This window comes from Streptomyces sp. NPDC037083 (assembly GCF_055606485.1).
In genome coordinates this window covers 145,522-167,233 of the sequence record NZ_JBVJSQ010000009.1, presented here as the reverse complement: position 1 = coordinate 167,233, position 21,712 = coordinate 145,522, and the positions used below count along the sequence as shown (strand labels likewise).

General features: G+C 72.5%; 17 protein-coding genes and 1 pseudogene. 10 read left to right on the top strand and 8 right to left on the bottom strand.

Translation table 11 applies throughout. The features are described 5' to 3' along the window. Positions 1-62: 62 nt before the first annotated feature. From gndA to ACZ7DE_RS24290, 5 genes are all read right to left on the bottom strand, one after another. A complete protein-coding gene (gene gndA / locus ACZ7DE_RS24310; protein ID WP_470764530.1) occupies positions 63-1,502 on the bottom strand; it encodes an NADP-dependent phosphogluconate dehydrogenase in 1,440 nt (479 codons plus the stop codon). Positions 1,503-1,725: 223 nt separating this feature from the next. Continuing rightward, complete coding sequence (locus tag ACZ7DE_RS24305; RefSeq protein ID WP_470764528.1) at positions 1,726-2,232, bottom strand: MarR family winged helix-turn-helix transcriptional regulator; 507 nt, start codon at positions 2,230-2,232, stop codon at positions 1,726-1,728. Between the two features lie 126 nt (positions 2,233-2,358). Then, positions 2,359-3,966, bottom strand: a complete 1,608-nt coding sequence (locus tag ACZ7DE_RS24300; RefSeq protein WP_470764526.1) for a cellulase family glycosylhydrolase — start codon at positions 3,964-3,966, stop codon at positions 2,359-2,361. A gap of 1,113 nt (positions 3,967-5,079) precedes the next feature. After that, the gene (locus ACZ7DE_RS24295) at positions 5,080-6,363 is read right to left on the bottom strand and encodes a cytochrome P450 (protein ID WP_470764524.1); all 1,284 of its coding nucleotides are present in this window, start codon (positions 6,361-6,363) and stop codon (positions 5,080-5,082) included. Positions 6,364-6,380: 17 nt separating this feature from the next. Next, entirely contained in the window at positions 6,381-7,694 is a 1,314-nt protein-coding gene (locus ACZ7DE_RS24290) for a glutamine synthetase family protein (protein ID WP_470764933.1), read from the bottom strand. Positions 7,695-8,050: 356 nt separating this feature from the next. Between ACZ7DE_RS24290 and ACZ7DE_RS24285 the strand changes: the two genes are divergently transcribed. The 8 genes from ACZ7DE_RS24285 to ACZ7DE_RS24250 all read left to right on the top strand — a co-directional run bounded on the left by ACZ7DE_RS24285 (position 8,051) and on the right by ACZ7DE_RS24250 (position 16,084). Next, entirely contained in the window at positions 8,051-8,239 is a 189-nt protein-coding gene (locus ACZ7DE_RS24285) for a ferredoxin (protein ID WP_359280117.1), read from the top strand. 5 nt (positions 8,240-8,244) lie between these two features. Continuing rightward, positions 8,245-9,477, top strand: coding sequence for an NAD(P)/FAD-dependent oxidoreductase (locus ACZ7DE_RS24280; RefSeq protein WP_470764522.1), 1,233 nt, complete (start codon positions 8,245-8,247; stop codon positions 9,475-9,477). A gap of 10 nt (positions 9,478-9,487) precedes the next feature. Continuing rightward, the gene (locus ACZ7DE_RS24275; RefSeq protein ID WP_470764520.1) at positions 9,488-10,300 is read left to right on the top strand and encodes an acetoacetate decarboxylase family protein; all 813 of its coding nucleotides are present in this window, start codon (positions 9,488-9,490) and stop codon (positions 10,298-10,300) included. A gap of 96 nt (positions 10,301-10,396) precedes the next feature. Further along, positions 10,397-11,857, top strand: a complete 1,461-nt coding sequence (locus tag ACZ7DE_RS24270) for an aldehyde dehydrogenase (protein ID WP_470764518.1) — start codon at positions 10,397-10,399, stop codon at positions 11,855-11,857. Continuing rightward, on the top strand, positions 11,850-12,794 hold the full coding sequence (locus ACZ7DE_RS24265; RefSeq protein ID WP_470764516.1) for a 3,4-dihydroxyphenylacetate 2,3-dioxygenase: 945 nt from the start codon (positions 11,850-11,852) through the stop codon (positions 12,792-12,794). Before ACZ7DE_RS24270 ends, ACZ7DE_RS24265 begins: the two co-directional genes overlap by 8 nt. Positions 12,795-12,806: 12 nt before the next feature. Then, positions 12,807-13,652, top strand: a complete 846-nt coding sequence (locus ACZ7DE_RS24260) for a fumarylacetoacetate hydrolase family protein (RefSeq protein WP_470764514.1) — start codon at positions 12,807-12,809, stop codon at positions 13,650-13,652. An 80-nt stretch (positions 13,653-13,732) separates the two neighbouring features. After that, positions 13,733-14,362 (top strand): TetR/AcrR family transcriptional regulator, encoded by a 630-nt coding sequence (locus ACZ7DE_RS24255; protein ID WP_470764512.1) that lies wholly within the window; start codon positions 13,733-13,735, stop codon positions 14,360-14,362. Positions 14,363-14,629: 267 nt separating this feature from the next. Continuing rightward, on the top strand, positions 14,630-16,084 hold the full coding sequence (locus ACZ7DE_RS24250) for an APC family permease (RefSeq protein ID WP_470764510.1): 1,455 nt from the start codon (positions 14,630-14,632) through the stop codon (positions 16,082-16,084). 393 nt (positions 16,085-16,477) lie between these two features. Here the strand turns inward: ACZ7DE_RS24250 and ACZ7DE_RS24245 are convergent, their stop codons facing one another. Then, positions 16,478-17,188, bottom strand: a complete 711-nt coding sequence (locus tag ACZ7DE_RS24245) for a type 1 glutamine amidotransferase (RefSeq protein ID WP_470764508.1) — start codon at positions 17,186-17,188, stop codon at positions 16,478-16,480. Between the two features lie 104 nt (positions 17,189-17,292). Here ACZ7DE_RS24245 and ACZ7DE_RS24240 point away from each other — a divergent pair, with 104 nt between their 5' ends. Both ACZ7DE_RS24240 and ACZ7DE_RS24235 read left to right on the top strand, forming a co-directional pair. After that, complete coding sequence (locus ACZ7DE_RS24240; protein ID WP_470764506.1) at positions 17,293-18,783, top strand: aldehyde dehydrogenase; 1,491 nt, start codon at positions 17,293-17,295, stop codon at positions 18,781-18,783. Then, a pseudogene (locus ACZ7DE_RS24235) lies at positions 18,780-19,475 on the top strand (gamma-glutamyl-gamma-aminobutyrate hydrolase family protein); the annotation flags it as partial. The gene ACZ7DE_RS24240 and the pseudogene ACZ7DE_RS24235, both read left to right, overlap by 4 nt. A 180-nt stretch (positions 19,476-19,655) precedes the next feature. Here ACZ7DE_RS24235 and ACZ7DE_RS24230 read toward each other — a convergent pair. Then, positions 19,656-20,561 (bottom strand): DMT family transporter, encoded by a 906-nt coding sequence (locus ACZ7DE_RS24230; protein ID WP_470764504.1) that lies wholly within the window; start codon positions 20,559-20,561, stop codon positions 19,656-19,658. A gap of 519 nt (positions 20,562-21,080) precedes the next feature. Beyond that, on the bottom strand, positions 21,081-21,653 hold the full coding sequence (locus ACZ7DE_RS24225; protein WP_470764502.1) for a MarR family winged helix-turn-helix transcriptional regulator: 573 nt from the start codon (positions 21,651-21,653) through the stop codon (positions 21,081-21,083). Between the last annotated feature and the right edge of the window lie 59 nt (positions 21,654-21,712).

Below are 21,712 nucleotides of genomic sequence, written 5' to 3'. Positions count from 1 at the left end.
CGACACCGGTCGCGGGGGCGGGGCACTCGACGAGTGCCCCGCCCCCGCCGTTGTGGGGTCCGTCAGGCGGACGTCTCCGGACGACCGGGCTCTGCCCAGTGGGTGTGGAAGGCGCCGGGACGGTCGGTGCGGCCGTAGGTGTGGGCGCCGAAGTAGTCGCGCTGACCCTGCAGAAGGGCGGCGGGCAGGCGCTCGGCACGCAGGGTGTCGTAGTGGGCGAGCGCGGCGGAGAAGGCCGGGACGGGGATGCCCCGGCGAGCCGCGGAGGCCACGGTCTCCCGCCAGGGCACCTGCGCGTCGGTGATCTCCATGGCGAACTCCATCTCGCCGAGCAGGCTGACCAGGTCCGGGTCGGCCGCGTACGCGGCGCGGATGCGGTCGAGGAATGAGGCGCGGATGATGCAGCCGCCCCGCCAGATCCGGGCGACCGCGCCCAGGTCGATCTTCCAGCCGAACTCGCCGGCCGCGTCCTGGATCATCTTCCAGCCCTGGTCGTAGGCGATGACCTTCGAGGCGTACAGGGCGTGCTCGACCTGCGAGGTGAAGCGGCTGGCCTCGGTGCGGCTGAGCGGGGGCGTGGTGCCGCCGGGGAGCCCGGCATAGGCGGCGCGCAGTTCACGCTGGCCGGAGGCGGCGCGGGCGAAGGTGGCCTGGGCGATGGCGGTGACCGGGGAGCCCAGGTCCAGGGCGGTCTGCACGGTCCAGCGGCCGGTTCCCTTCTGTCCGGCGGCGTCGGCGACGATGTCGACGAAGGCCCGGCCGGTGGCGGCGTCGGTGTGGGCGAGGACCTCGGCGGTGATCTCGATGAGGTAGGAGCCGAGCCTGCCCTCGTTCCAGGTGCGGAAGATGCCGGCGATCTCCGCCGGGGTGTAGCCGGCGACCTGGCGCAGCAGGTCGTACGCCTCGGCGATGAGCTGCATGTCGGCGTACTCGATGCCGTTGTGCACCATCTTGACGAAGTGTCCGGCGCCGTCGGTGCCGATGTGGGTGGCGCAGGGCTCGCCGTCGACCTTGGCGCTGATGGACTCGAACATCGGGCCGAGGACGTCATAGGACTCGGACGAGCCGCCGACCATGACGGCAGGACCGTTCAGCGCGCCCTCCTCGCCGCCGGACACGCCCGCGCCGACGAAGTGGATGCCTCGCTCGCGCAGGGCCTCCTCACGGCGGCGGGTGTCCGCGTAGTGGGCGTTGCCACCGTCGATGATCATGTCGCCGGGCTCCAGGAGTGGGGCGAACTCGGCGATGACCGCGTCGGTGACGGCGCCCGCCTGCACCATGATCATCAGGCGGCGGGGGCGTTCCAGCGCCGCCACGAAGTCCGCAGCCGACTCGGCGGGGACGAACGCGCCCTCGTGGCCGAACTCCTCGACGAGCGCGCGGGTGCGACCGGCGGTGCGGTTGTGGACGGCGACGGTGTAGCCGTTGCGGGCGAAGTTGCGCGCGAGGTTGCGGCCCATCACGCCGAGGCCGGTGACGCCGATGGCGGCGGTTGCGTTCACGAGGTACGTCCCTTGGATCGGTGGCGCGGTCGGAGGGGCGGGCGGCCCCCGGTACCCCCAGGTACGGACCGCCGGCCGGTTCTTCTCGATTCCCCGCCGATTCCTTGACCGGACCGCTCCGCCCACCCCGCCGAACCGGCCCCACCGACCGACCCGACCGACCCGGCCACCCGACCGAGCAACCCCGGCACCCCGGCCGTCCGACCAGTTGACCCGCCAGGTTCTAGCGGCGTCGCCAGGGCAGGGCCGCGGGGTCGGCGTCGGTGCTCTCCGCCCGGTGCAGGGCCTGGCTGATCGCCTCGCCGATGTCCGCGAACTGGCGCACCTGTTCGGGGGTGAGGGCGTCGAACACCGCCCGGCGGACGGCCTCCACATGGCCGGGGGCCACCTCCTCCAGCAGCGCCTTGCCCGCGTCGGTGAGGAACGCGAGCTGGCCGCGGCCGTCGGCCGGGTCCACCCGGCGGTCCACGAGACCTACCTCGCGCAACCGGGTGACCGCGTGGGTGAGCCGGCTGCGGGTGATCTTCAGTCTCTGGGCCAGCTCCGACATGCCGAGGGTGTCGTCGGGGGCCATCGAGAGATAGGCCAGCAGGCTGTAGTCGGCATGGGTCATCCCCGCGTCGCGCCGCAACTGCCGGTTGAGGTGGTCCGCGAGCAGGGTGGAGAACTCTACGTAGGCCAGCCAGGCTCGTCGTTCGTCGGCGTCGAGCCAGCGGGGCGTCATGGACATGGGCACACAGTACGGGGTGCCCGGCGGGGCGATCGACGGGCTGCGGACCTGCTCGAAGGGAGCGCGTCGACCGGCGGAGACGGTGATCGCCTCCGCCGGCCGGCCCGCGCTCGCGCCGGCGTCAGATCATGCGGTGGCGCAGGCGCCGTCGTTGAGCGTGAACGTGGTCGGCGCGGAGTTCGTCGCGCCCTTGCTGCCGATGAAGCCGACGGTGACCGAGCCGCCGGCCGCGATGGTGGAGGTGTAGGAGGCGGGCGTGACGCTCACCGAGGCACCGCTCTGGGCGGCGGTTCCGCCCCACATGTTGGTGACCTTCTGGCCGTCGGCGAAGGCGAAGGCCAGCCGCCAGGCGCTGATGGCGGTGGTGCCCGTGTTGCGCAGGATGATCTCGCCCTGGAAACCGCCCTGCCAGTCCCCCACGACGCGGTAGCCCACGGAGCAGGCCACGGCGGGTGCGCTGCCGGTGGTGACGTTCACGGCGGCCGAGCGGGCGGAACGGTTGCCGGCGGCGTCGCGGGCGTAGACGGCGAAGGTGTACGCGGTGTTCGCGGTGAGGCCCGTCACGGTGGCGGTGTTGGCCGTGGACGCGGCGACCTTGGTCTCGGTGGAGCCGCTGACGCGCACGACGTCATAGCCGGCGACGCCGACGTTGTCGGTGGCGGCGGTCCAGGAGAGGGTGGCGGAGGCCGTCGTCACCGCCGAGGCGGTCGGCGCGCCGGGGGCGGTGGGGGCCTGGGTGTCGCCCGGGACGCCGCCGCCGAACACCGTGGCTTCCTTGGCGGTCTGGGCGATGCCGTTGACGCCGTTGAAGATGCGCTTGCCCCACGAACTGAGCTGCGCGGGGTCGAAGTTGAGCGTCAGGTCGAGAATCGGGTCGGTGTTGCCGCTCCAGGACCAGGCCAGGTAGCCGAGCTTGAGCTGCTGGGCGGCGGCCATCATGGTGTCCTCGTCGGGGTCGCCGTACTGGTCGGCGGGCCCTCCGAACTCACCTATGAGAAGGGGGAGTTTGGCGCCGACGAAGGCGTTCAGGTAGTCCGTGACCTCCGCCGCCGTGTCATAGACGCTGTACATGTGGATCGAGAAGATCAGATTGCCGGTCGGGTCGGCGGCGTACACGGACTGGGCGTTGGCCTTCATGACGCCCTGCCGGTCCTGGCCCCAGTTGGGTGCGTCGACCATGATCGTGTGCTGGAATCCGGCGTTGCGCAGCTTCTTGACGGCGGCGATCGTGGGTGCGGTCCAGCCCGCGGGGTCGGTGTTGCCCCACGGCTCGTTGCCGATGTTGACGATGACGTAGTCCTCCTGGCCGGCCAGCACGTCCTTCAGGCCGATCCAGTAGTCGGCCGCCTGGTCGAGCGTGCCGGCCGCGGCGTCCTCGCCGTAACCGGTGGTGTCGTGCACCTCCAGGACGCAGATGAGCCGGTTGGCCTTGCACTGGGCGATGACGCTCGCGACGTCGGAGGGGGTGTTCGCTTTCCAGCGGTGGCCGTCGGCGAGGACGACGCGCACGGCGTTGGCCCCCATCGCCTTGATGTCGGCGAGCGACTGCTGCGTCCGGCCCGGGTACCAGGTGTGGGCGTGGTTGACGCCGCGCATGACGAAGTCGTTCCCGTTGCCCTCGACCAGGCGGCCGTCGCTGATGTGCAGCCCGGTGGCGAGCGCGCCGGACTCCCGGGCCTGGGCCTGGTCCTGCGCCTGGGCGACGGACGGGCACAGGGCTCCGACGAGGACCATGCCGAGGAGGGCCGCGAGTCGGGTCAGCAGGGCGGCCAGGGGGTGCGTTCGTAAGGTGCTCGTCGTCGTGCCTCTAGTCGTTCTCACAGCGACTCCAGGGGGCCAGGAAGCTCAGGGTGACGGAGGGGGTACGGGAGTTCACTCATGGGAGCGCTCCCATAAAGCCACTACGTCAAGTACACGTCAAGACATCGCGCATTCCTTCGCCGCGCGATCCTTCGCCACGCACGCCTCGGCCGCACGGCCCGCCGGGAAGGGGCGGCCGGCGACGGCGGCCCAGCCGCCCCCGGCCGCCGCCGCACCCCTCACGTGAGCGCCGTCCCCGGAGGGGACTGGGTGTGCGGGGGCGCGGGATGCCGGAGCCGGGGCTCTGGGGGGCCGAGGGGCAGGGGCCGGGGGCCGGAGCCCGAGGCCCGGGGGCCGGGGGCCGGGGGCCGGGGGCCGGGGGCCGAGGCCCGGGGGCCGGGGCCGGAGCGCGAGGCCCGGGGGCCTCAGGCCGAGGCCCGGTGGCCAGGGGCCGGAGGCCGGGGCCCCGTCAGAGGCAGGACTGGGCGGCAGGGCTGGGAGGCCACGGGCCAGGCAGGACCACGCCCGGCCGTGTCCGTCCTGGCCGTACCCGGCCGTTCGGGCGCGGCCGTCTTTCCGCACCCCCGTGGTTCGGTCACGGCGGGGGCTGGGGCCCGGAGGCCGGAGCCCGAGGCCCGGAGCCCGGGGGCCGGGGCCGGGGGCCGGGGCCGGGGGCCGGAGCCCGAGGCCCGGGGGCCAGGGGCCAGGGCCGGAGCCCGGAGCGCGAGGCCCGGGGCCCGGGGCCTGAGGCCGAGGCCCGGTGGTCAGGGGCCGGAGGCCGGGGCCCCGCCAGAGGCGGGACTGGGCGGCCACGGGCCTGGCAGGGCCACGCCCGGCCGTGTCCGCCTTGGCCCTACCCGGCCGATCGGGCGCGGCCGCCCTTTCGCACCCCCGTGGTTCGGTCACGGCCGTCCTGCCCGCGCCCGGCAGTTCCGTCGCGGCCGCCTCGGGCTCACGCGCCGTGGCGGCGCACGGAGACGACCGGGGTGGCGCGGCCGCGCCCCTCAGGCGGGGGTGCTACGACGGGCAGCTTGCGGCCACGCCCCCTCACGCGAGGGTGACTTCGACGGGCAGTTTCTTGATGCCGTTGACGAAGTTGGAGCGCACGCGCGGGACGTCTCCCGTCAGGCGGATGTCGGCGAGGCGCGGGATGAGCTCCTCGAACATGATGCGGATCTCGGTGCGGGCGAGCAGGTTGCCGAGGCACAGATGAGGGCTGCCCTTGCCGAAGGTGACGTGGTCGTTGTTCCGGCGGCCCACGTCGAAGGCGTAGGGGTCGCCGAAGACCTCCTCGTCGCGGTTTCCGGAGGCGAACCACATCACGACCTTGTCGCCCTCCTTCACCTGCTTTTCGCCGAGTTCGACGTCCCGGGTCGCGGTGCGCCGGAAGTGGTAGACGGGCGAGGCCCAGCGCAGGAACTCCTCCACCGCGGTGGGGATCAGGGACGGGTCGTCCCTGAGCCGGGCCAGCTGCTCGGGGTGCTGGAGGAGGGCCAGCATCGAGTGGGTGATGGTGTGCCGGGTGGTTTCGTTCCCGGCGACGACGAGGAGCAGGAAGTAGTTGTCGAAGTCCTGCGGTGTGAGCGGGACTCCGTCGCGGGGGGTGGTGTTGACCAGCTGGGAGATCAGGTCGCCGCCCTGTCCCCCTCGCCGCCGGCGGGCCAGCTCACGTCCGTAGGCGAAGACTTCGAGCGAGGCGGGCGAACGGAACGGCAGATCGCGGTACTTCTCGCTCTCGGCGCTGTGCAGCAGCACGTCCGCGTAGTCGGGGTCGGTGTTGCCGATGATCCGGTTTCCCCAGTCGATGAGCTGCTGGTTGTCCTCGGGCGGGACGTCCAGCAGTCGGGCCAGGACGTTGATGGGGAAGTCGGCCGACACCTCCTTGACGAAGTCGAAACTGCCCTTGGCGAGGGCCGCGTCCAGGGTCGTGGCCGTCAGACCGCGCAGGAAGTCGGTGTAGCTGTTGATCACTGCGGCGCCGAACTGGCGTTGGATCACGCTGCGCAGGGCGCGGTGGCGGACGCCGTCGAGCTCCAGGATGGAGGCCCGTTTCTTGATCTGGTCGTCGTCGACCTCTTCGAGGTTGACGAATCGGGTGGAGGTGAACGTCTCGGCGTCGCGGTCGACCCGGGCGATGTCGGCGTGCCGGGTCACCGCCCAGAAGCCGGAGTTGGGGGCCTCCTCGGGCTGCCAGTGCACCGGGTCCTCGTGCCGCAGCGTGTGGAACATCCGCCAGGGGGTGATCCCGTCGGTGAAGTTGTCGGGGTCGGCGAGGTTCACGTCGGCGAGCGGCATCGGTTCGCTCACGGCGGGGGTCAGGATCTCGGTCATGCGTGGCTCCCGGGGGATCACAGGTGGTAGGCGTACTCGGTGAACTCCCAGTCGGTCACGTGCCGTTGGAAGCGTTCGACCTCGTTGCGCTTGTAGGTGAGGAAGGAGGTGGTGAAGCTCTTGCCGAGGAGTTCGGTCAGGGCGGTGTCCGCTTCCAGCGCGTCGAGCGCGGCGGGCAGGTCCATGGGCAGGACGGCCGCCCTGGCGGTGTCGTAGCCGTAGCCCTCCAGCGGCGCGGGCGGCTCCTCGCCGGCCTCGATGCCGAGCAGCGCGGCCGCGACGGCGCCGGCGATCAGCAGGTAGGGGTTGGCGCCGGCGTCGCCGAGCCTGAGTTCGAGGCGGGCGCCGGCGCCGCGCTCGGGCGGGACGCGGACCATCGCGCTGCGGTTGTCCAGGCCCCAGTCGATCAGCCAGGGCGCGAGGGTGTCGGGGCCGAAGCGCTTGTAGGAGTTGACGGTCGGGTTGGCCAGTGCGGCGAGTGCGGGAGCGTGCGCGAGGACGCCCGCGACGGCGTGCCGGGCCGGCGCGGAGAGTCCGTACGCGCCCGCGGGGTCGTCGAAGACGTTGCGGCCGTCGGCGTCCTCGCACGACAGATGGAGGTGGAATCCGGAGCCGCCGGCGTCGTTGAACGGCTTCGCCATGAAGGTGGCCAGCCGCCCTTCCCGGCGGGCCAGCTCCTTGATCGCGGCCTTGAAGCGGAAGGCCCGGTCGGCGGCCGACAGCGCCTCGGAGTGCAGGAGATTGATCTCGAACTGGCCGCCGTCGAACTCGTGGTTGCCGCTGAGGACGTCGAGCTTCAGATCGCGGACGTTGCGCAGCGTGCGCAGCAGATGGTTGTCGGGGTCGGCGCGCAGGCCCGCCGTGTAGACGACACCTCGGTCGCGTGCGTAGCGACGCCAGCCGCCGGCCGGGTCCGGCTCGCACAGGAAGTACTCCAGCTCGGGTCCGACGACGGGTCGCAGATCGCGCTCCCGGCATCGGGCGAGAACGCTTCGCAACAGGTCGCGGGGCGATTCGGGGGCGGGCGCGCCGGTGGCGGGGTCGACCACGTGGGCGAGGCTCGTGGCGACGCCGGGTTCCCACGGGAGCGCCACGAGGGTGTCGAGATCGGGCCGGACGGTGACGTCGGGCAGACCGGCGTCCAGTCCGCCGCCGATCGGCACGACGTCGCCCTGGGGGCTGGTGTGGTAGACGGCCCGGCAGAAGGCGAGCCCGTGCTCCATGGCGCGGGGCAGTTCCTCGAGCAGCACGTCACGGGCGCGGTCGGTGCCCATGAGGTCGGGATAGGTCACCCGGACCACGTCGATCCCGTCGGCGGCGAGCCGCTCCATGGACCGGCGTATGTCTGGGTTGTCGTGAGCGCTCACCGATTCTCCTCGGGCGGACGGGGCGGGTGGCGGGAGGGCGAGGCCGGCCGGACGCGGGAGGGATGGCCGCCCCGGCAGGTCGTTTGAACCCGAACGGTATGGAGACTGTCCACCGCCCCGCAAGAGGGACGCCCGAAAAATTTATCCACCTGGACAGGTATTGACCAGGCCCCGGCCGGTTCCTATGTTGTTTGAAGCCAAACGAGTCAGGGGTCCGGTTGTCCCGCACCCCTTTGGCCGAGGGCCCGGTCGCCTCACGGCCGGGCCCTCTCCCCCTCTCCACCCCGCTCCGACGCCCTCACCCTCTGGAGGAACACCCCATGAAGGTCGTCGTCGACATGAACAAGTGCCAGGACCACGGCCAGTGCGTCTTCGCGGCGCCGGACGTCTTCTCGCTGGACGACGGCGGCCGGCTGGCCTATGTGCCCGACCCGGACGACGCGCTGCGCGACGAGGTCGAGGAGGCCGCGGACGTGTGCCCGCTGCAGGCCATCCGGATCGAGGACTGAATCCCGTGACCAGCGGACGCATCGTCGTCGCGGGCGCCTCGATGGGCGGTCTGCGCGCCGCCGAACAACTGCGCACGGCAGGCTGGACCGGCGCCGTCACGGTCGTCGGGGACGAGCCGCACATGCCCTACAACCGGCCGCCCCTGTCCAAGGAGGTCCTGGCCGGGAAGGCGCCGTTCGAGTCGCTGGCCTTCACCCCGAAGGCGGCCGCCGCGGACGTGGAGTGGCGCCTCGGGACGAGGGTCGTCTCGGCCCGGCTCACCGAGCGGACCGTCGTCCTCTCCGACGGCGCGCGGCTCCCGTACGACGGGCTGGTCGTCGCCACGGGCATGCGGCCCCGGCGGCTGCGCTGCCCGGGCCCGCTCGCCGGCCGCCACACCGTCCGCACCCTCGCGGACGCACGGATGCTGCGCGAGGAGCTGACCCGGCCCGGTGTCCGCGTGGTCGTGGTCGGCGCCGGCTTCATCGGCTGCGAGGTCGCCGCCACGGCCGTCGGCCTGGGCGTCGCCGAGGTGACGGTCGTCGATCCGCTGCCGCTGCCCATGGTGGGCCCGCTGGGCGAACTCCTCGCCCGGGCGCTGCTGAAGCGGCACGAGGAGCGGGGCGTGCGCTTCGCGCTCGGCGTCGGCGTCAGCGGCTTCGAGGGCGCGCGCGACGGCGGGGAGAGCGAGGGCCGGGTCACCGGCGTGCGCCTCGCCGACGGACGTGTGCTGCCCGCCGACGTGGTGGTCGAGTCCGTGGGCTCGGTCGCCAACGTCGAGTGGCTGGACGGCAACGGGCTCGACCTGACCGACGGTGTGCTCACCGACGGACACCTGCGGGTCGGGGGACGTTTGGAGGTGTTCGCGGTGGGCGACGTGGCCCGCTTCCCCAACGCGCGGTACGACGGCGTGCCCCGGCGCGTCGAGCACTGGTCGATTCCCGCCGACACCGCCCGGCACGCCGCGAAGGCCCTCGTCGCCCGTCTCACCGGCGCCGAACGGCAGGCGGCTCCGTTCGCGCCGCTGCCCACCTTCTGGAGCGACCAGCACGAGTTCCGGCTGCAGTCCTTCGGAGCGCCCTCCCTCGGGCTGGCCGACGTGCGCGTGCTCGACGGCGATCCGGACGCGGACCTCGTCGTCGGCTACCACCTCGCCGGCCGGCTGGTGGGCGTCGTCGCTCTCGGCGGCCACGCCACCGCCATGAGCGCCGCCCGGTACCGCGCCGAGCTGCTCCAACAGCCCGCTCTCACCTCGTAAGGAGCCTCAAGTGACCAGTGTCCGCGGATACTTCCATCCCAAGACGGGCAGCGGCGCCTCCTCGCTCGTCCCCGCCCCGCCGTGGCGCTACTCCGGCGACCTGCTCACCGTCGAGTACCGCACGGACCCCTCGCGGGTACGTGAACTGCTGCCCGAACCGCTGGAGTTGGCCGACGAGGATCCCGGCGCCGTCGCGCTCGTCTGGGCCGACTGGCAGTCCTGCTCGACAGCGGGGACGGAACTGCTGGACCCCGTGCTCTCCCAGTACAAGGAGGCCTTCGCGGTCGTCCGGTGCACGTACCGGGGGCAGACCTACTCGCGGTGCGTGTACATCTGGGTCGACAAGGACTTCGCCGTCGCGCGGGGGCTGCACCAGGGGTACCCGAAGAAGCTGGGGTCCATCCACCAGACCCGTCCGCACCCGTACGGTCCCGCCCCGCGCATCGAGGCGGGGGCACGGTTCGGGGCGACCCTCGCCGCGGCCGACCGACGGCTGGCGCAGACCGTCGTCACCCTGCGCGAGCCGTCCGGGACGAACGGCTTCGTCAACGGGCACCCCATGGCCCACCACCGGTGGCTGCCGTCGATCGAGAAGGGGAAGGGGCTCGCTCTCGACGAGCTGATCGAGTCGGGGGCGGCTTCCTTCGAGGGCGGCCAGCCATGGGTGGGCGAGGCCGAGTTGGAGCTGTTCGAGGCGCCCACCGAGGAGCTGGCGCGGCTGGAGGTCCGTGAGCCCATCGCCGCGTACTACCGGCAGGTCGGGGTGGTCTGGGACGGCGGCCGGCTGCTGGAGTCCGGCACGTCCGGAGCGAGTGCCGAGTGAGGGCGGCGGGTGGCCGCGGGGCCGTCGCGGCTGCCCGCGCCGTTCCCCGCGCGCCTCGGCGATTCACCTGCCCCTCATCCGATAGGAGCCCTGCTCATGCCTGACAAGATCGTCGTCGGCGGTGTCGCCGTCGACACCCGGCACTGGATCGGCGGTCGGCGCGTCGCCTCCGCCCACACCTTCACCGACCACTCCCCCATCGACGGAAGCGCCCTCGGGGAGATCGCCCGCGGCGGGCCCGCCGAGGCCGAGGCCGCCGTGGCCGCCGCCAAGGCGGCGTTCCCCGGCTGGGCCGCCACCCCTCGTGCCGAACGCGCCCGTGTGCTGCACGCCATCGCCGACGGTGTCGACAAGCGGCTCGAAGAGCTCGCCGTCGTCGAGACCACCGACAACGGCGCCCTGCTGCGCTCCCACCGCCGCGGTGTCATGCCCCGCGTGGCCCACAACTTCCGCTTCTTCGCCGACTGGCTGCTGTCGCTGGGCCACGACGACTTCGAGACGCGCGGACACGCCAACCACGTCAGCTGGGACCCGGCCGGCCCCTGCGTGCTGATCACCCCGTGGAACGCGCCGCTGATGCTGGCCACCTGGAAGGTCGCCCCCGCGCTGGCGGCCGGCGACACCGTGGTCCTCAAGCCCGCCGAGTGGTCGCCGCTGACCGCGTCCCTGCTCGCCGACGTCGCCGCCGAGGCCGGGCTGCCCGCCGGGGTCCTCAACGTCGTCCAGGGATACGGCTCCGAGATCGGCGACGCGCTCACCTCGCACCCGGACGTGCGCCGCATCAGCTTCACCGGATCGGTGCCGACCGCACGGCGGATCGCCGCTTCGGCCGCGGCCAACCTCACCCCGCTCAGTCTCGAACTCGGCGGGAAGTCACCGCTGCTGGTGTTCGCCGACGCGGATCTCGAACTGGCCGTGGACCTCGCCGTGGAGCAGTACGACAACGCCGGCCAGGTGTGCCTCGCCGCGACCCGGATCCTCGTCGAGGAGACCGTCGCCGAGGAGTTCACCCGGCGGTTCGTCCAGAAGGCCTCCCGGCTCACCCAGGGCGATCCGCGGGAGGAGAGCACCGACATCGGACCCAACATCCACCCCCGTCAGCTCGACAAGATCGACGGGTTCGTGCGCCGGGCGGTCGCGGCCGGGGCCCGGGCGGTCGTCGGCGGGCACCGCAAGGAGGGCCAGTACTACGCGCCGACCCTGCTGACCGATGTCGCCCAGGACTCCGAGATCGTGCAGGAGGAGGTCTTCGGCCCCGTCCTGACCCTGCAGACCTTCACCGACGAGGACGAGGCCGTCCGGCTCGCCGACGACACCCGCTTCGGGCTTGCCGCCACCCTGGTGACCGGCGACCGCGAGCGCGCCGCACGCGTCACCGCCCGGCTGGTCGCCGGCACGGTCTGGGTCAACTGCTTCTTCGTGCGCGACCTGCAGGCGCCCTTCGGCGGTTCCCGCCAGTCGGGCGTCGGCCGCGAGGGCGGCACCTGGAGCTTCGACTTCTACTGCGACCTGAAGAACACCGTGACCGCGCCGAAGGGATGGAACGACCATGGGTGAGATCGTCGGAGCGGGCCTCCTGGCCCACGTCCCCACCATCGTGCTGCCCGAGGCCGACCGGCTGGAGCTGAACGAGGGCAAGGAGATCACCCTCGTCACCGGCCTGCGCCGGCTGCGCGAGGACGTCTTCGAGCGCGACGGCGCCGACGCCTACGACACCGTCGTCGTCCTCGACTCGCACTGGGCGACCACCGTCGAGTTCGTCGTCACCGCCCAGCGGCGGCGCGCCGGCCTGTTCACCTCCGAGGAACTGCCGCGCGGCATGTGCCGGATGCCCTACGACTTCCCCGGCGACCCCGAACTCGCCCACAACATCGCCGGGTTCGCCGACAGACACGGCACCTGGATCACCCCCATCGAGGACGACTACCTGCCCATCTACTACGCCACCGTCAACCTCTGGAAGTTCCTCGGCGAGGGACTGCCCGACAAACGGTGGGTGACGATCGGCGTCTGCCAGACCGGGGACATGGAGGACCATCTGCGGCTCGGGCGCGCGCTCGCCGACGGCATCGCGGCCACCCCGGGGCGACGCGTCCTGCTGATCGCCTCCGGCGCCCTGTCGCACACCTTCTGGCCGCTGCGCGAGATCCGCGACCACGAGGCGAGCGACCCGGTCCACATCCGCACGCCGCAGGCGCGCGAGGCCGACCAGGAGCGCATCGCCTGGTTCAAGGAGGGCCGTCACGACAAGGTCCTCGACACGATGGACGAGTTCTGGAAGTACAAGCCCGAGGCGAAGTTCTTCCACTACCTGATGATGGCCGGCGCCCTCGGCGAGCAGGCCTGCACCGCCCGGGCCCGGCAGTACGGGGAGTACGAGAACTCCGTCGGCACCGGCCAGGTCCACCTCTGGTTCGACCGTCCGGCCGACGGCTGGACCGGCGCCGGCGCACCGGCGTCCGCCGCCCCCCACCACCCCCATCGCCGCGTCTGAGGAGTCATCGTCATGCCCGAGTACCGCCGCATCCTGCTCGACGGCGCCGTCGTCGACACCGTCCGGGACGGCGACGAGCTCGTCGCCGGGGACGGCCGCCGCGTCACGTCCGACGAGGCGCACCACCTGCCCCCGGTGGTCCCCTCCAAGGTGATCGCCGTCCACCTCAACCACCGCAGCCGGGTCGAGGAGTTCCGGATCGGTCTTCCGGACACCCCGACGTACTTCCACAAGCCGACCTCGTCCCTCAACTCCCACCGGGGTGCGATCGTGCGCCCCGAGGGCTGCAGGTGGCTCAACTACGAGGGCGAGGTGGCCATCGTCATCGGCAGGACCGCCCGGAACGTCCCACCGGCCCAGGCGGGGGACTACATCGCGGGCTACACGATCGCCAACGACTTCGGACTGCACGACTTCCGCGACACCGACGCCGGCTCGATGCTCCGGGTGAAGGGCTCCGACACCCTGTGCCCGCTCGGCCCCGGCCTGGTCACCGACTGGGACTTCCACGGCAAGCGCCTGCGGACGTACGTCAACGGGGAGGTGGTGCAGGACGGTTCGACCGACGAGATGAAGTGGGACATGCACTACCTCGTCGCCGACATCGCCCGGACGATCACCTTGTACCCCGGTGACGTGCTGCTGTCCGGCACGCCCGCCAACTCGCGCCCGGTGCGGCCCGGCGACGTGGTGGAAGTGGAGGTCGAGGGCCTGGGCCGGCTCACCAACCACGTCGTCACCGGTCCGGCCGCCGTCCGCGGCGACGTCGGAGCCCAGCCCACCGAGTCCGAGGAGGTGCTGTCCACGGCGCTCGGCGGCGACTGGGAGTTCCGCGGGATCCGCCCGCCCCGGCGATGAACGGACACTCGCGGGCACCCGGCCCGTGCGGCGCCACCGTGGTCCCCTCGGGGTACGGGCGGGCCGGTAGGGTCGCCGTCATGACCGAGTCCGCCGCACACCCCGAGGGCCGCGAGCCGCGCCGGCGCATGAACTACGGGGAGGGCCGGGAGGCCCTGCTCAACGCCGCCGTACGGGTCGTGGCGCGGGGTGGGCTGCGCAAGCTCACGTACCGGGCCGTCGCGCAGGAGGCGGGCACCACGCACGGACTGGTCGTCCACCACTTCGGCTCCCGGGACGCGCTGATCGAGGAGGCGCTCGCTCACGCCATCCGCACCTCGCTGAGCACCAGCGCGCTCGAACCAGGCACCGGAGAGGTCGCCGACTTCTCGGCCGGGCTGTCCGAGATGGTCACCGGCGACCCGGACATACAGGCCTTCCAGTACGAGCTGCTGCTGGAGGCTCGCCGGCGGCCGGAACTCCTGCCGCAGATCAGGGCCCTGTACGACGACTACTTCGACGCGACCGGGCGCGAGCTGTCCCGGATCCTCCCCCGGGGCGCCGACCCCGCGCTGACCCGCCTGGTCTTCGCCGCGCTCGACGGTCTCGTCCTTCATCAGCTCGTCTTCGGCGAGCCGGAGGTCACCGACCGGGCCGTGGACGAGCTGCACCGGCTGATCCGCCTGCTCAAGGCCGACGACCAGGACACGGGTTCTCCGTCGGAGCACTGAGCGGTCGTCCTTCACAGACCACTGACCGGTCGTCCTGCTCAGAGCCGTGACCTGTCGTCCGTCTCAGACCACTGACCGGTCGTCCTTCGTCGGCCGGTCCCTCTCGGTCCGATTTCCACCGTTCTCATCGGATCTTGCGACGTCCGTCACACCTCCGGACACATCTTGCGCGCACCCCCTTGCCAAACGGATAGTTCGAGCCCACCATGAGGCAACTCGTTTGGCCTGAAACGACATCCCCTCTTCGCTCTCAGGCAGGTGATCCGCGTGGACAGTCAGACGGCGGTCAGGAACCAGACCGCGGCCGACGCCTCCACCGCAGGCAGGCTCAAGCCCAACTCGCTCGGCGTGCTGGGCATCCTCTTCTTCGTCCTCTCCGCCCAGGCGCCGCTCACCGGCATCGCGGGCGCCGTCCCCATCTCCGTGGCGCTCGGCAACGGCCCCGGCGCCCCCGCCGCCTATGTGGCCGCCGGCGCGATCACCCTGCTGTTCTCGGTCGGCTTCGTGGCCATGGGCCGCCATGTGGTGAACGCCGGCGCCTTCTACACCTACATTGGCAAGGGCCTCGGCCGCTCCCTGGGCACCGGAAGCGCCGGGATCGCGCTCTTCTCCTACTGCGCGATCCAGGCCGCCATGTACGGCCTGTACGGCGCGACGGTGAGCGGCCTGCTGGCCGCGCACACGGGGGCGGACGTGCCCTGGTGGGCGTGCGCCCTGGTCACCATGGCGATCGTGCAGGTACTGGGCGGCGCCGGGATCGAGATGGGCGCCCGGGTGCTGGCCGTCTTCGTACTGGCCGAGTTCAGCATCCTGGCCGTCTTCGCGCTGGTCACCCTGTTCAAGGGCGGCGGACCCGAGGGGCTGGGCGTCGCCGAGTCCTTCTCGCCGGGCGCCGCTCTTCAGGGAGCGCCGGGCGTGGCGCTGATGTTCTCCGTGGCGTCGATGGTCGGCTTCGAGGCGACCGCGATCTACGGCGAGGAGGCACGCGAGCCCCGCAGGACGGTGCCCAGGGCCACGTATCTGGCCGTCGCCCTCGTGACCGGCTTCTTCGCCTTCACCTCCTGGATGCTGATCTCCGCCCACGGCGCGTCGAAGGCGACCGCGGCGGCCGGGCAGGCACTGCAGAGCGGCGACTCGACCGGCTTCGTCTTCGCGCCGATCGCCGACCTGTTCGGCGCCTGGGTCAACGACGTCCTGCCGATCCTGCTGGCCACCTCCCTCTTCGCCGGCATCCTCGCATTCCACAACTCCGCCAACCGCTACCTGTTCTCCCTCGGCCGCGACGGGCTGCTGCCCCGCAAGCTGACGTCGATCAACCGGCGCCACTCCCCCGGCGTGGCGGGCTTCGTGCAGACGGCCATCGCCGTGCTGCTGGTCGGCCCCTTCGCACTGACCGGCAAGGACCCGGTGCTGACGCTCTTCTCCTGGGGCAGCGGAGTGGCGGTCCTCGGAATCATGCTGCTGTACTTCCTGACCTCGGTGTCCGTGGTCGTCTTCTTCCGGCGCGAGCGTCTGGACAGCCGGCCGTGGAACACGCTGATCGCCCCCGCCGTGGGCGCGCTCGGCATCGTCGGAGCGATCTGGCTCGTCGTGGAGAACTTCACGACCCTCATCGGCGGGGAACCCGGTACCGCCCTCTGGCTGGAGCTCACCGTCCCGGCGGTCCTGCTCGCGGGAGTGATCGCGGCCCGCGTCACCCGCAGAGCGGCGACCGACGCCTGACCCACCTGTGCGGCCCGGCCCGAGGAACCGGGCCGCACGGGACACACCGACCGACTCGTGCGGCCGCCGGACGGCCCGAGGGCCGACCTCGACGGCGAACGGGCAGGCGGATGAGCAGAACACCCGACCCATGCCCGGGGCCGGCCGGCTCGCACAGCAGGCCGGCCGGCCGGACGTACGGCTCACACCCCGGGTGGCCAGCGGTAGCCGGGTGGGCGAGCCGCCAGTCGGCCTGCCCGGCGAGCCGTCTCAGCGGCCGGCGGCGGGGCGGACTCGCGCCGCTCCCCGCTCCCCGCTCGCCGCTCGCCGCAAGGAGGGCTCCCACGACTCAGGCGTCTCGGCGAGCCGGCCCAGGTGACCCAGGCCGGCTCGGGGCTCGGGCCGGCCGGCGTCTCAGGCGGGACCGGGGGCCGCCCGGTCGAGGAAGGCGTCGACCAGGTGGCGGGCGTTGTTCCGGGCCACCGGCTCCAGGGCGGCGGCGCGGGCGAGCAGCTCGGCGGGGTCGACGCCGTGCCGCTCGCACTGCTGTGCGCCGCCGTTGGCCAGCCAGCCGCCCAGCATCCGCGGCGTGATCTCGGGGTGGAACTGGACGCCGAGGCTGCGCCCGACCCGGAACGCCTGCACGCCCACCTCGTTGCGCGCCAGCTCGTCGGCGCCCGCCGGAAGGACACAGCGGTCGTAGTGCCACTGCATCCAGGGCCCGCGGCCCACCAGCAAGGCGTCGTCCGTGTCGATCTCGGTCCAGCCGATCTCCGGACGCGGCGACCGCTCGACCGAGCCGCCGAGGGCGGTGGCCAGCGCCTGGGCCCCGAAGCAGACGCCGAGTACCGGGACGCCGAGGTGGTGGGCCTTGCGCAGCAGGGCGAGTTCGCCGCCGATCCAGCTGCCGACGGCGCCCTGGTCGTACACCGACCAGGGCGCGCCGAGCGAGACGATCAGGTCCCAGTCGGCCGCGTCGGGGAAGTCGAACGTCACGTCCGGCGCGTGATGGCGGTGTTCGGGCACGACGGTCACGGCGGTGAGGTCGTAGCCGCGCTCCGTGAGCCGGCCGCCGACCAGGCCCGGCTCCGTCACATGGTCGTGCTGGACGACGAGTGCGCGCACGGCGCTCCTTTCCTGACTCCCGCGAGGCTTCCCGACCTTGTGAGGAGCTCCTCGAAGACATATCGTTTGGGACCAAATAATACTGCGTGAAAGGAAGCCCAGGAATGCCGGACCTCACCCACGACGAGTGGCTGCAGCGCGCCAAGTCCTTCGATGTGTGCGGAGCCCACCACATCGACGGCGCCGACGAGTCCGGCGGCGGAGCCACCTTCGCGGCCGTCTCGCCCCGGGACGGCCGGACGGTGGCGCGGGTCGCGGACGGGGGCGCCGCCGAGGTGGACGCCGCCGTCTGCGCGGCCCGCCGCGCCTTCGACACCGGCCCCTGGCCACGGCTCGCACCCGCCGAACGCGGCCGGACGCTCTCGCGGATCGCCGACCTGCTGGAGGAACGGCGTGCCGAACTCGCCCTCGCCGTCACCCTGGAGATGGGCAAGCCCGTCTCCGACGCCTACGGGATCGAGCTGCCGGCGCTCATCAACACCTTCCGCTGGTACGGGCAGTTGGCGGACAAGCTCACCGACGAGTCCCCGCACACCGCTCCCGACGCGCTCGCCCTCGTCACACGGGAGCCGGCCGGGGTCGTCGGCGCGGTGGTTCCCTGGAACTTCCCGCTGACGCTGGCCGGCTGGAAGGTCGCCCCGGCGCTGGCGGCCGGCTGCACGGTCGTGCTCAAGCCGTCGGAGAACTCACCGCTGTCCGCTCTTCTGCTGGGCCGGATCGCGACCGAGGCCGGGCTGCCGCCGGGCGTGCTCAACGTGGTCAACGGGGACGGCCCGGTGGCCGGCCGGGCGATCGGACTGCACCCGGACGTGGACGTCCTGGCGTTCACCGGCTCCACCGCCGTGGGCCGTCACTTCCTGCGCTACTCGGCCGACTCCAACCTCAAGCGGGTCTGGCTGGAACTCGGCGGCAAGTCGCCCAACATCGTGCTGCCCGACGCCCCCGACCTGGATCGGGCCGCGGCGACCGCCGCCTGGGGCATCTTCTTCAACCAGGGGGAGATGTGCACCGCGCCCTCCCGGCTGCTGGTCCACTCGTCCATCGCCGAACGCGTCACCGAAGCCGTCGTCGCGCGGGCCCGGGAGCTGCGCGTGGGCGATCCGCTAGACCCGCGCACCGAGATGGGCGCACTGGTGGGCGCGGCCCACCTGGACCGTGTGCGAGGGCACGTCGAGACCGGGGTCGTCGAGGGCGCACGGCTGCGGACCGGCGGCGAGCGGGTGCTCGCCGACACGGGCGGCAGCTACCTGGAGCCGACGGTCTTCGACCGGGTGGATCCCGGAATGCGGCTGGCCCGGGAGGAGATCTTCGGTCCCGTGCTGTCCGTGCTCGCCTTCGACGACCTCGACGAGGCGGTCCGGCTGGCCAACGCGACGGAGTACGGCCTCGCGGCCGGCCTGTGGACCTCGGACCTGTCCACCGCGCACCGGGTCTCCCGGGCACTGAAGGCCGGCACGGTCTGGGTGAACTGCTACGAGGAGGGCGACCTGACCGTGCCGTTCGGCGGGATGAAGCAGTCGGGCAACGGTCGCGACAAGTCCGTCCACGCCCTCGAGAAGTACACCGAGCTCAAGACGACCTGGATCCGGCTGTGACCCGCCCGCTGATCGCGATCCCCGCCCGCTTCGCCGCCTCCACCTCGGCGCTGCGCTTCGCCGCCGAGGTGAACGCCCGCGCCCTGCTGGAGGCGGTGTGGCGGGCCGGGGGCGAACCGGTCAGCATCCACCCGGCCGACGCCGAGGTCGCCCGGCGGCTCGCCCGCTTCGACGGCGTCCTGCTCCCCGGCGGCGGCGACCTCGCCCCGCACCGCTACGGCGCCGGCGACACCCACGACAGCGTCTACGACGTCGACGACCTCCAGGACGGCTTCGACCTCGCAGTCGCCCGGCACGCCCTCGGCCTGGGCCTGCCCCTGCTGGCGGTGTGCCGGGGCCTGCAGGTCGTCAACGTCGCCCTCGGCGGCACGCTGGAGCAGGACATGGGCGGACCGCAACGCGAACACCGGCACGTCGTGCACCCGGTGGAGATCCGCCGCGGCACCCTGCTGGAGCAGACCACGGGCGCGCAGAAGGCGGAGGTCTCCTGCTACCACCACCAACGCGTCGATCTCGTGGGCGAGGGCCTCGAAGTCACCGCACGGGCCGCGGACGGCACCGTGGAGGCCCTCGAACTGCCCGGTGCCCGGGGCTGGTTCGCTGCCGTCCAGTGGCACCCGGAGGACACGGCCGCCGAGGACTCGACCCAACAGGCCCTCTTCACAGCCCTGGTGACAGCCGCGGCACCCACGCGGGCGCGTTCCTCGAAGAACACGCCCTCGGCACCGTCGGCCGGCCCCAGCCGTCCCGTAGCCGGTGGCACACCTGAGCCACCGGCTGCGGGACGACCGCTCTTCGCACAGTGAGAATCGGCAGGGGCCACGGCCGTCCTGTCGTCGGCCCGGTCGGCGGGATCCGAGTCTCCGGCCGTGCTACCGGCCCTTCTCCTGCTTCGCCAACAGCATGACCGAGCCCAGCAGTACGGCCGAGCCCGCAGCGGTCGCGAGGGTGAGCCGCTCACCGAGCAGTGCGACGCCGAGGAACAGTGCCGCGACCGGTTCGAGCATCATCACCACGGAGACGGTGGTGGCACGGACCGCCATGAGCGCCGAGAAGAACAACGCGTAGGCCAGCGCGGTCGGGATCGCGCCCAGGTATCCGAGCAGCGCGACGGACACCGCAAACTGCCCGGGAGCGGGCAACAACGCGCCCGACGGCACCGCTGTGACCAGCAGACACACCGCGCCGACGGCGAAGCCGGCCAGTGCGCGGTCGTAGGGTTGCCCGGCCCGGCCGCGCCGCGCTTCGGCCTCGGTCAGCAGGTTGATCGCGGCCGAGGCGGCGGCCGAGGCGAGTGCGCACAGGAGTCCGCGAAGCGGGTCGGCGCCTCCTGCTCGGGCATCGGCGCCGAGGACCAGCAGGGAGAGCCCGCAGAGTGCGAGCAGGATGGTGAGTGCGCCACGGCGGCCCACCCGCTCGTGGAAGACGAGCCGTGCGCCCAAAGCCGCGAAGACCGGCCCGGCGCCCAGCGCGACCGCGGTGCCGACGGCCAGTCCGGCGAAGGCGACAGCGGCCAGGTACGCGGTCTGGAAGACCGCCATCAGCACCCCGGTCGCCACCAGCACGAGCGGCCGGGCGCCCCGCGTGCCGGAGGCCCGTGCGACGAAGGCGCGCCCGGCGAGCAACAGCACGGCGCCCACGGCGAATCGCCAGCAGGAGACCGCGACCGGACTGAGGCCGCTGGTGCGGTAGAGCAGCGCGGCGGCGGCGCCGGCACTGCCCCAGGAGGTGGCAGCGAGGGAAAGGCAGAGCAGGGGACGTACGGGTGCAGCCCGCATGGATGACTCCGGTCGGTGGTCTCTGACGGCGCGTGGACTCGGCACGCGGGCAGCAGGCACCGCTCCGGCGGCTCCTTTGAGGAACGCTCGGAGGGAGTGGAGATCCGGTGGGGCCGCCCGCTAGCGGGCGGGCGGGGGCAGGGCCCCGAGGGAGTACGACATCACGGTCAGGACCCTAGCCCAGAATCCCCGCCGCGAAGATCACGTTTCCACGGCTGAAGTCGTCTCCCCAGACACGTGGCACAGCGGCACAGAGTCGACGGCGGCCCCGAGGCCCAGTTCGGCACCGTCCTCGGACGGTGGTTGCAGACGCACGGCGCGCGATTTCCCGCGGTCACTGGGGCCCTTGCCTCGGCGGCTCAGGCCGACGGGCAGGATCAGGCACGGGAGTTCGGCGTGCAGCGCATCCTGGACGGCTCGGCCGTGCTCATCGACGAGCGAGCACGCCGAGAGCGCGACTCGGATCACCGTCGTCCGGACTGCCGTCCCGTCGTCGCCGGGGGTGGCCGGGTGGGGTGGTCAGGACTTCGGGCGGCGGCCGCTGCGGCGGGGGGCCGGTTCGGCGCCGTCGAGGAGGGCGACGCGGCGCTCCTCGCCCTCCTCCTCGACCTGGCGGACGACGCGGCGCAGACCGTCGGCGACGGTCCGGCACTCCTCGTCGCTGAGGCGGCGCGCCACGAAGGCCTCCTCCTCGTTGAAGGCCGGGAACAGCCTGCGCATCAGGGCCTCCCCCTCGTCGGTGAGGCTGAGCAGGACCAGCCTGCCGTCGGCGGGGTGCCCGGCGCGACGCACCAGCCCCCGCCCCTCCAGCGTCCGCGCCACGCCGGTGAGCGTGCCCTTGGAGATCCCGGCCTCCTCCGCGACGTGCCGGGTCTCCGACTCGCCCCACACCCACACCACCCACAGCACGACGAACGCCGTCCATGTCAGGTCGGAGCCGCGCAGCACGGAGTTCTCCAGGTGCTGGCGCACCGCCGAGGCGGCGCGGTAGATGTTGGCGACGACGGCCATCTGCTCCCGCCGCAGCGGGATGCCGCCGAGCTTGGCCTCGGCGAGCTTCTCTGCTTCGGCGATCGATCGCTGGCCCGGCATCGGCACACTCCTTCGGCCACGCGCGATGCGTGATCGTCCTGTCGTCGTGATTGTTCGGA

Coding starts and splice junctions, on each gene's coding strand:
- ACZ7DE_RS24305 (WP_470764528.1), bottom strand. CDS start 2,232: ATGTCCATGACGCCCCGCTGGCTCGACGCCGACGAACGACGAGCCTGG.
- ACZ7DE_RS24300 (WP_470764526.1), bottom strand. CDS start 3,966: ATGGTCCTCGTCGGAGCCCTGTGCCCGTCCGTCGCCCAGGCGCAGGAC.
- ACZ7DE_RS24295 (WP_470764524.1), bottom strand. CDS start 6,363: ATGACCGAGATCCTGACCCCCGCCGTGAGCGAACCGATGCCGCTCGCC.
- ACZ7DE_RS24290 (WP_470764933.1), bottom strand. CDS start 7,694: ATGGAGCGGCTCGCCGCCGACGGGATCGACGTGGTCCGGGTGACCTAT.
- ACZ7DE_RS24285 (WP_359280117.1), top strand. CDS start 8,051: ATGAAGGTCGTCGTCGACATGAACAAGTGCCAGGACCACGGCCAGTGC.
- ACZ7DE_RS24270 (WP_470764518.1), top strand. CDS start 10,397: ATGCCTGACAAGATCGTCGTCGGCGGTGTCGCCGTCGACACCCGGCAC.
- ACZ7DE_RS24265 (WP_470764516.1), top strand. CDS start 11,850: ATGGGTGAGATCGTCGGAGCGGGCCTCCTGGCCCACGTCCCCACCATC.
- ACZ7DE_RS24260 (WP_470764514.1), top strand. CDS start 12,807: ATGCCCGAGTACCGCCGCATCCTGCTCGACGGCGCCGTCGTCGACACC.
- ACZ7DE_RS24255 (WP_470764512.1), top strand. CDS start 13,733: ATGACCGAGTCCGCCGCACACCCCGAGGGCCGCGAGCCGCGCCGGCGC.
- ACZ7DE_RS24240 (WP_470764506.1), top strand. CDS start 17,293: ATGCCGGACCTCACCCACGACGAGTGGCTGCAGCGCGCCAAGTCCTTC.
- ACZ7DE_RS24230 (WP_470764504.1), bottom strand. CDS start 20,561: ATGCGGGCTGCACCCGTACGTCCCCTGCTCTGCCTTTCCCTCGCTGCC.
- ACZ7DE_RS24225 (WP_470764502.1), bottom strand. CDS start 21,653: ATGCCGGGCCAGCGATCGATCGCCGAAGCAGAGAAGCTCGCCGAGGCC.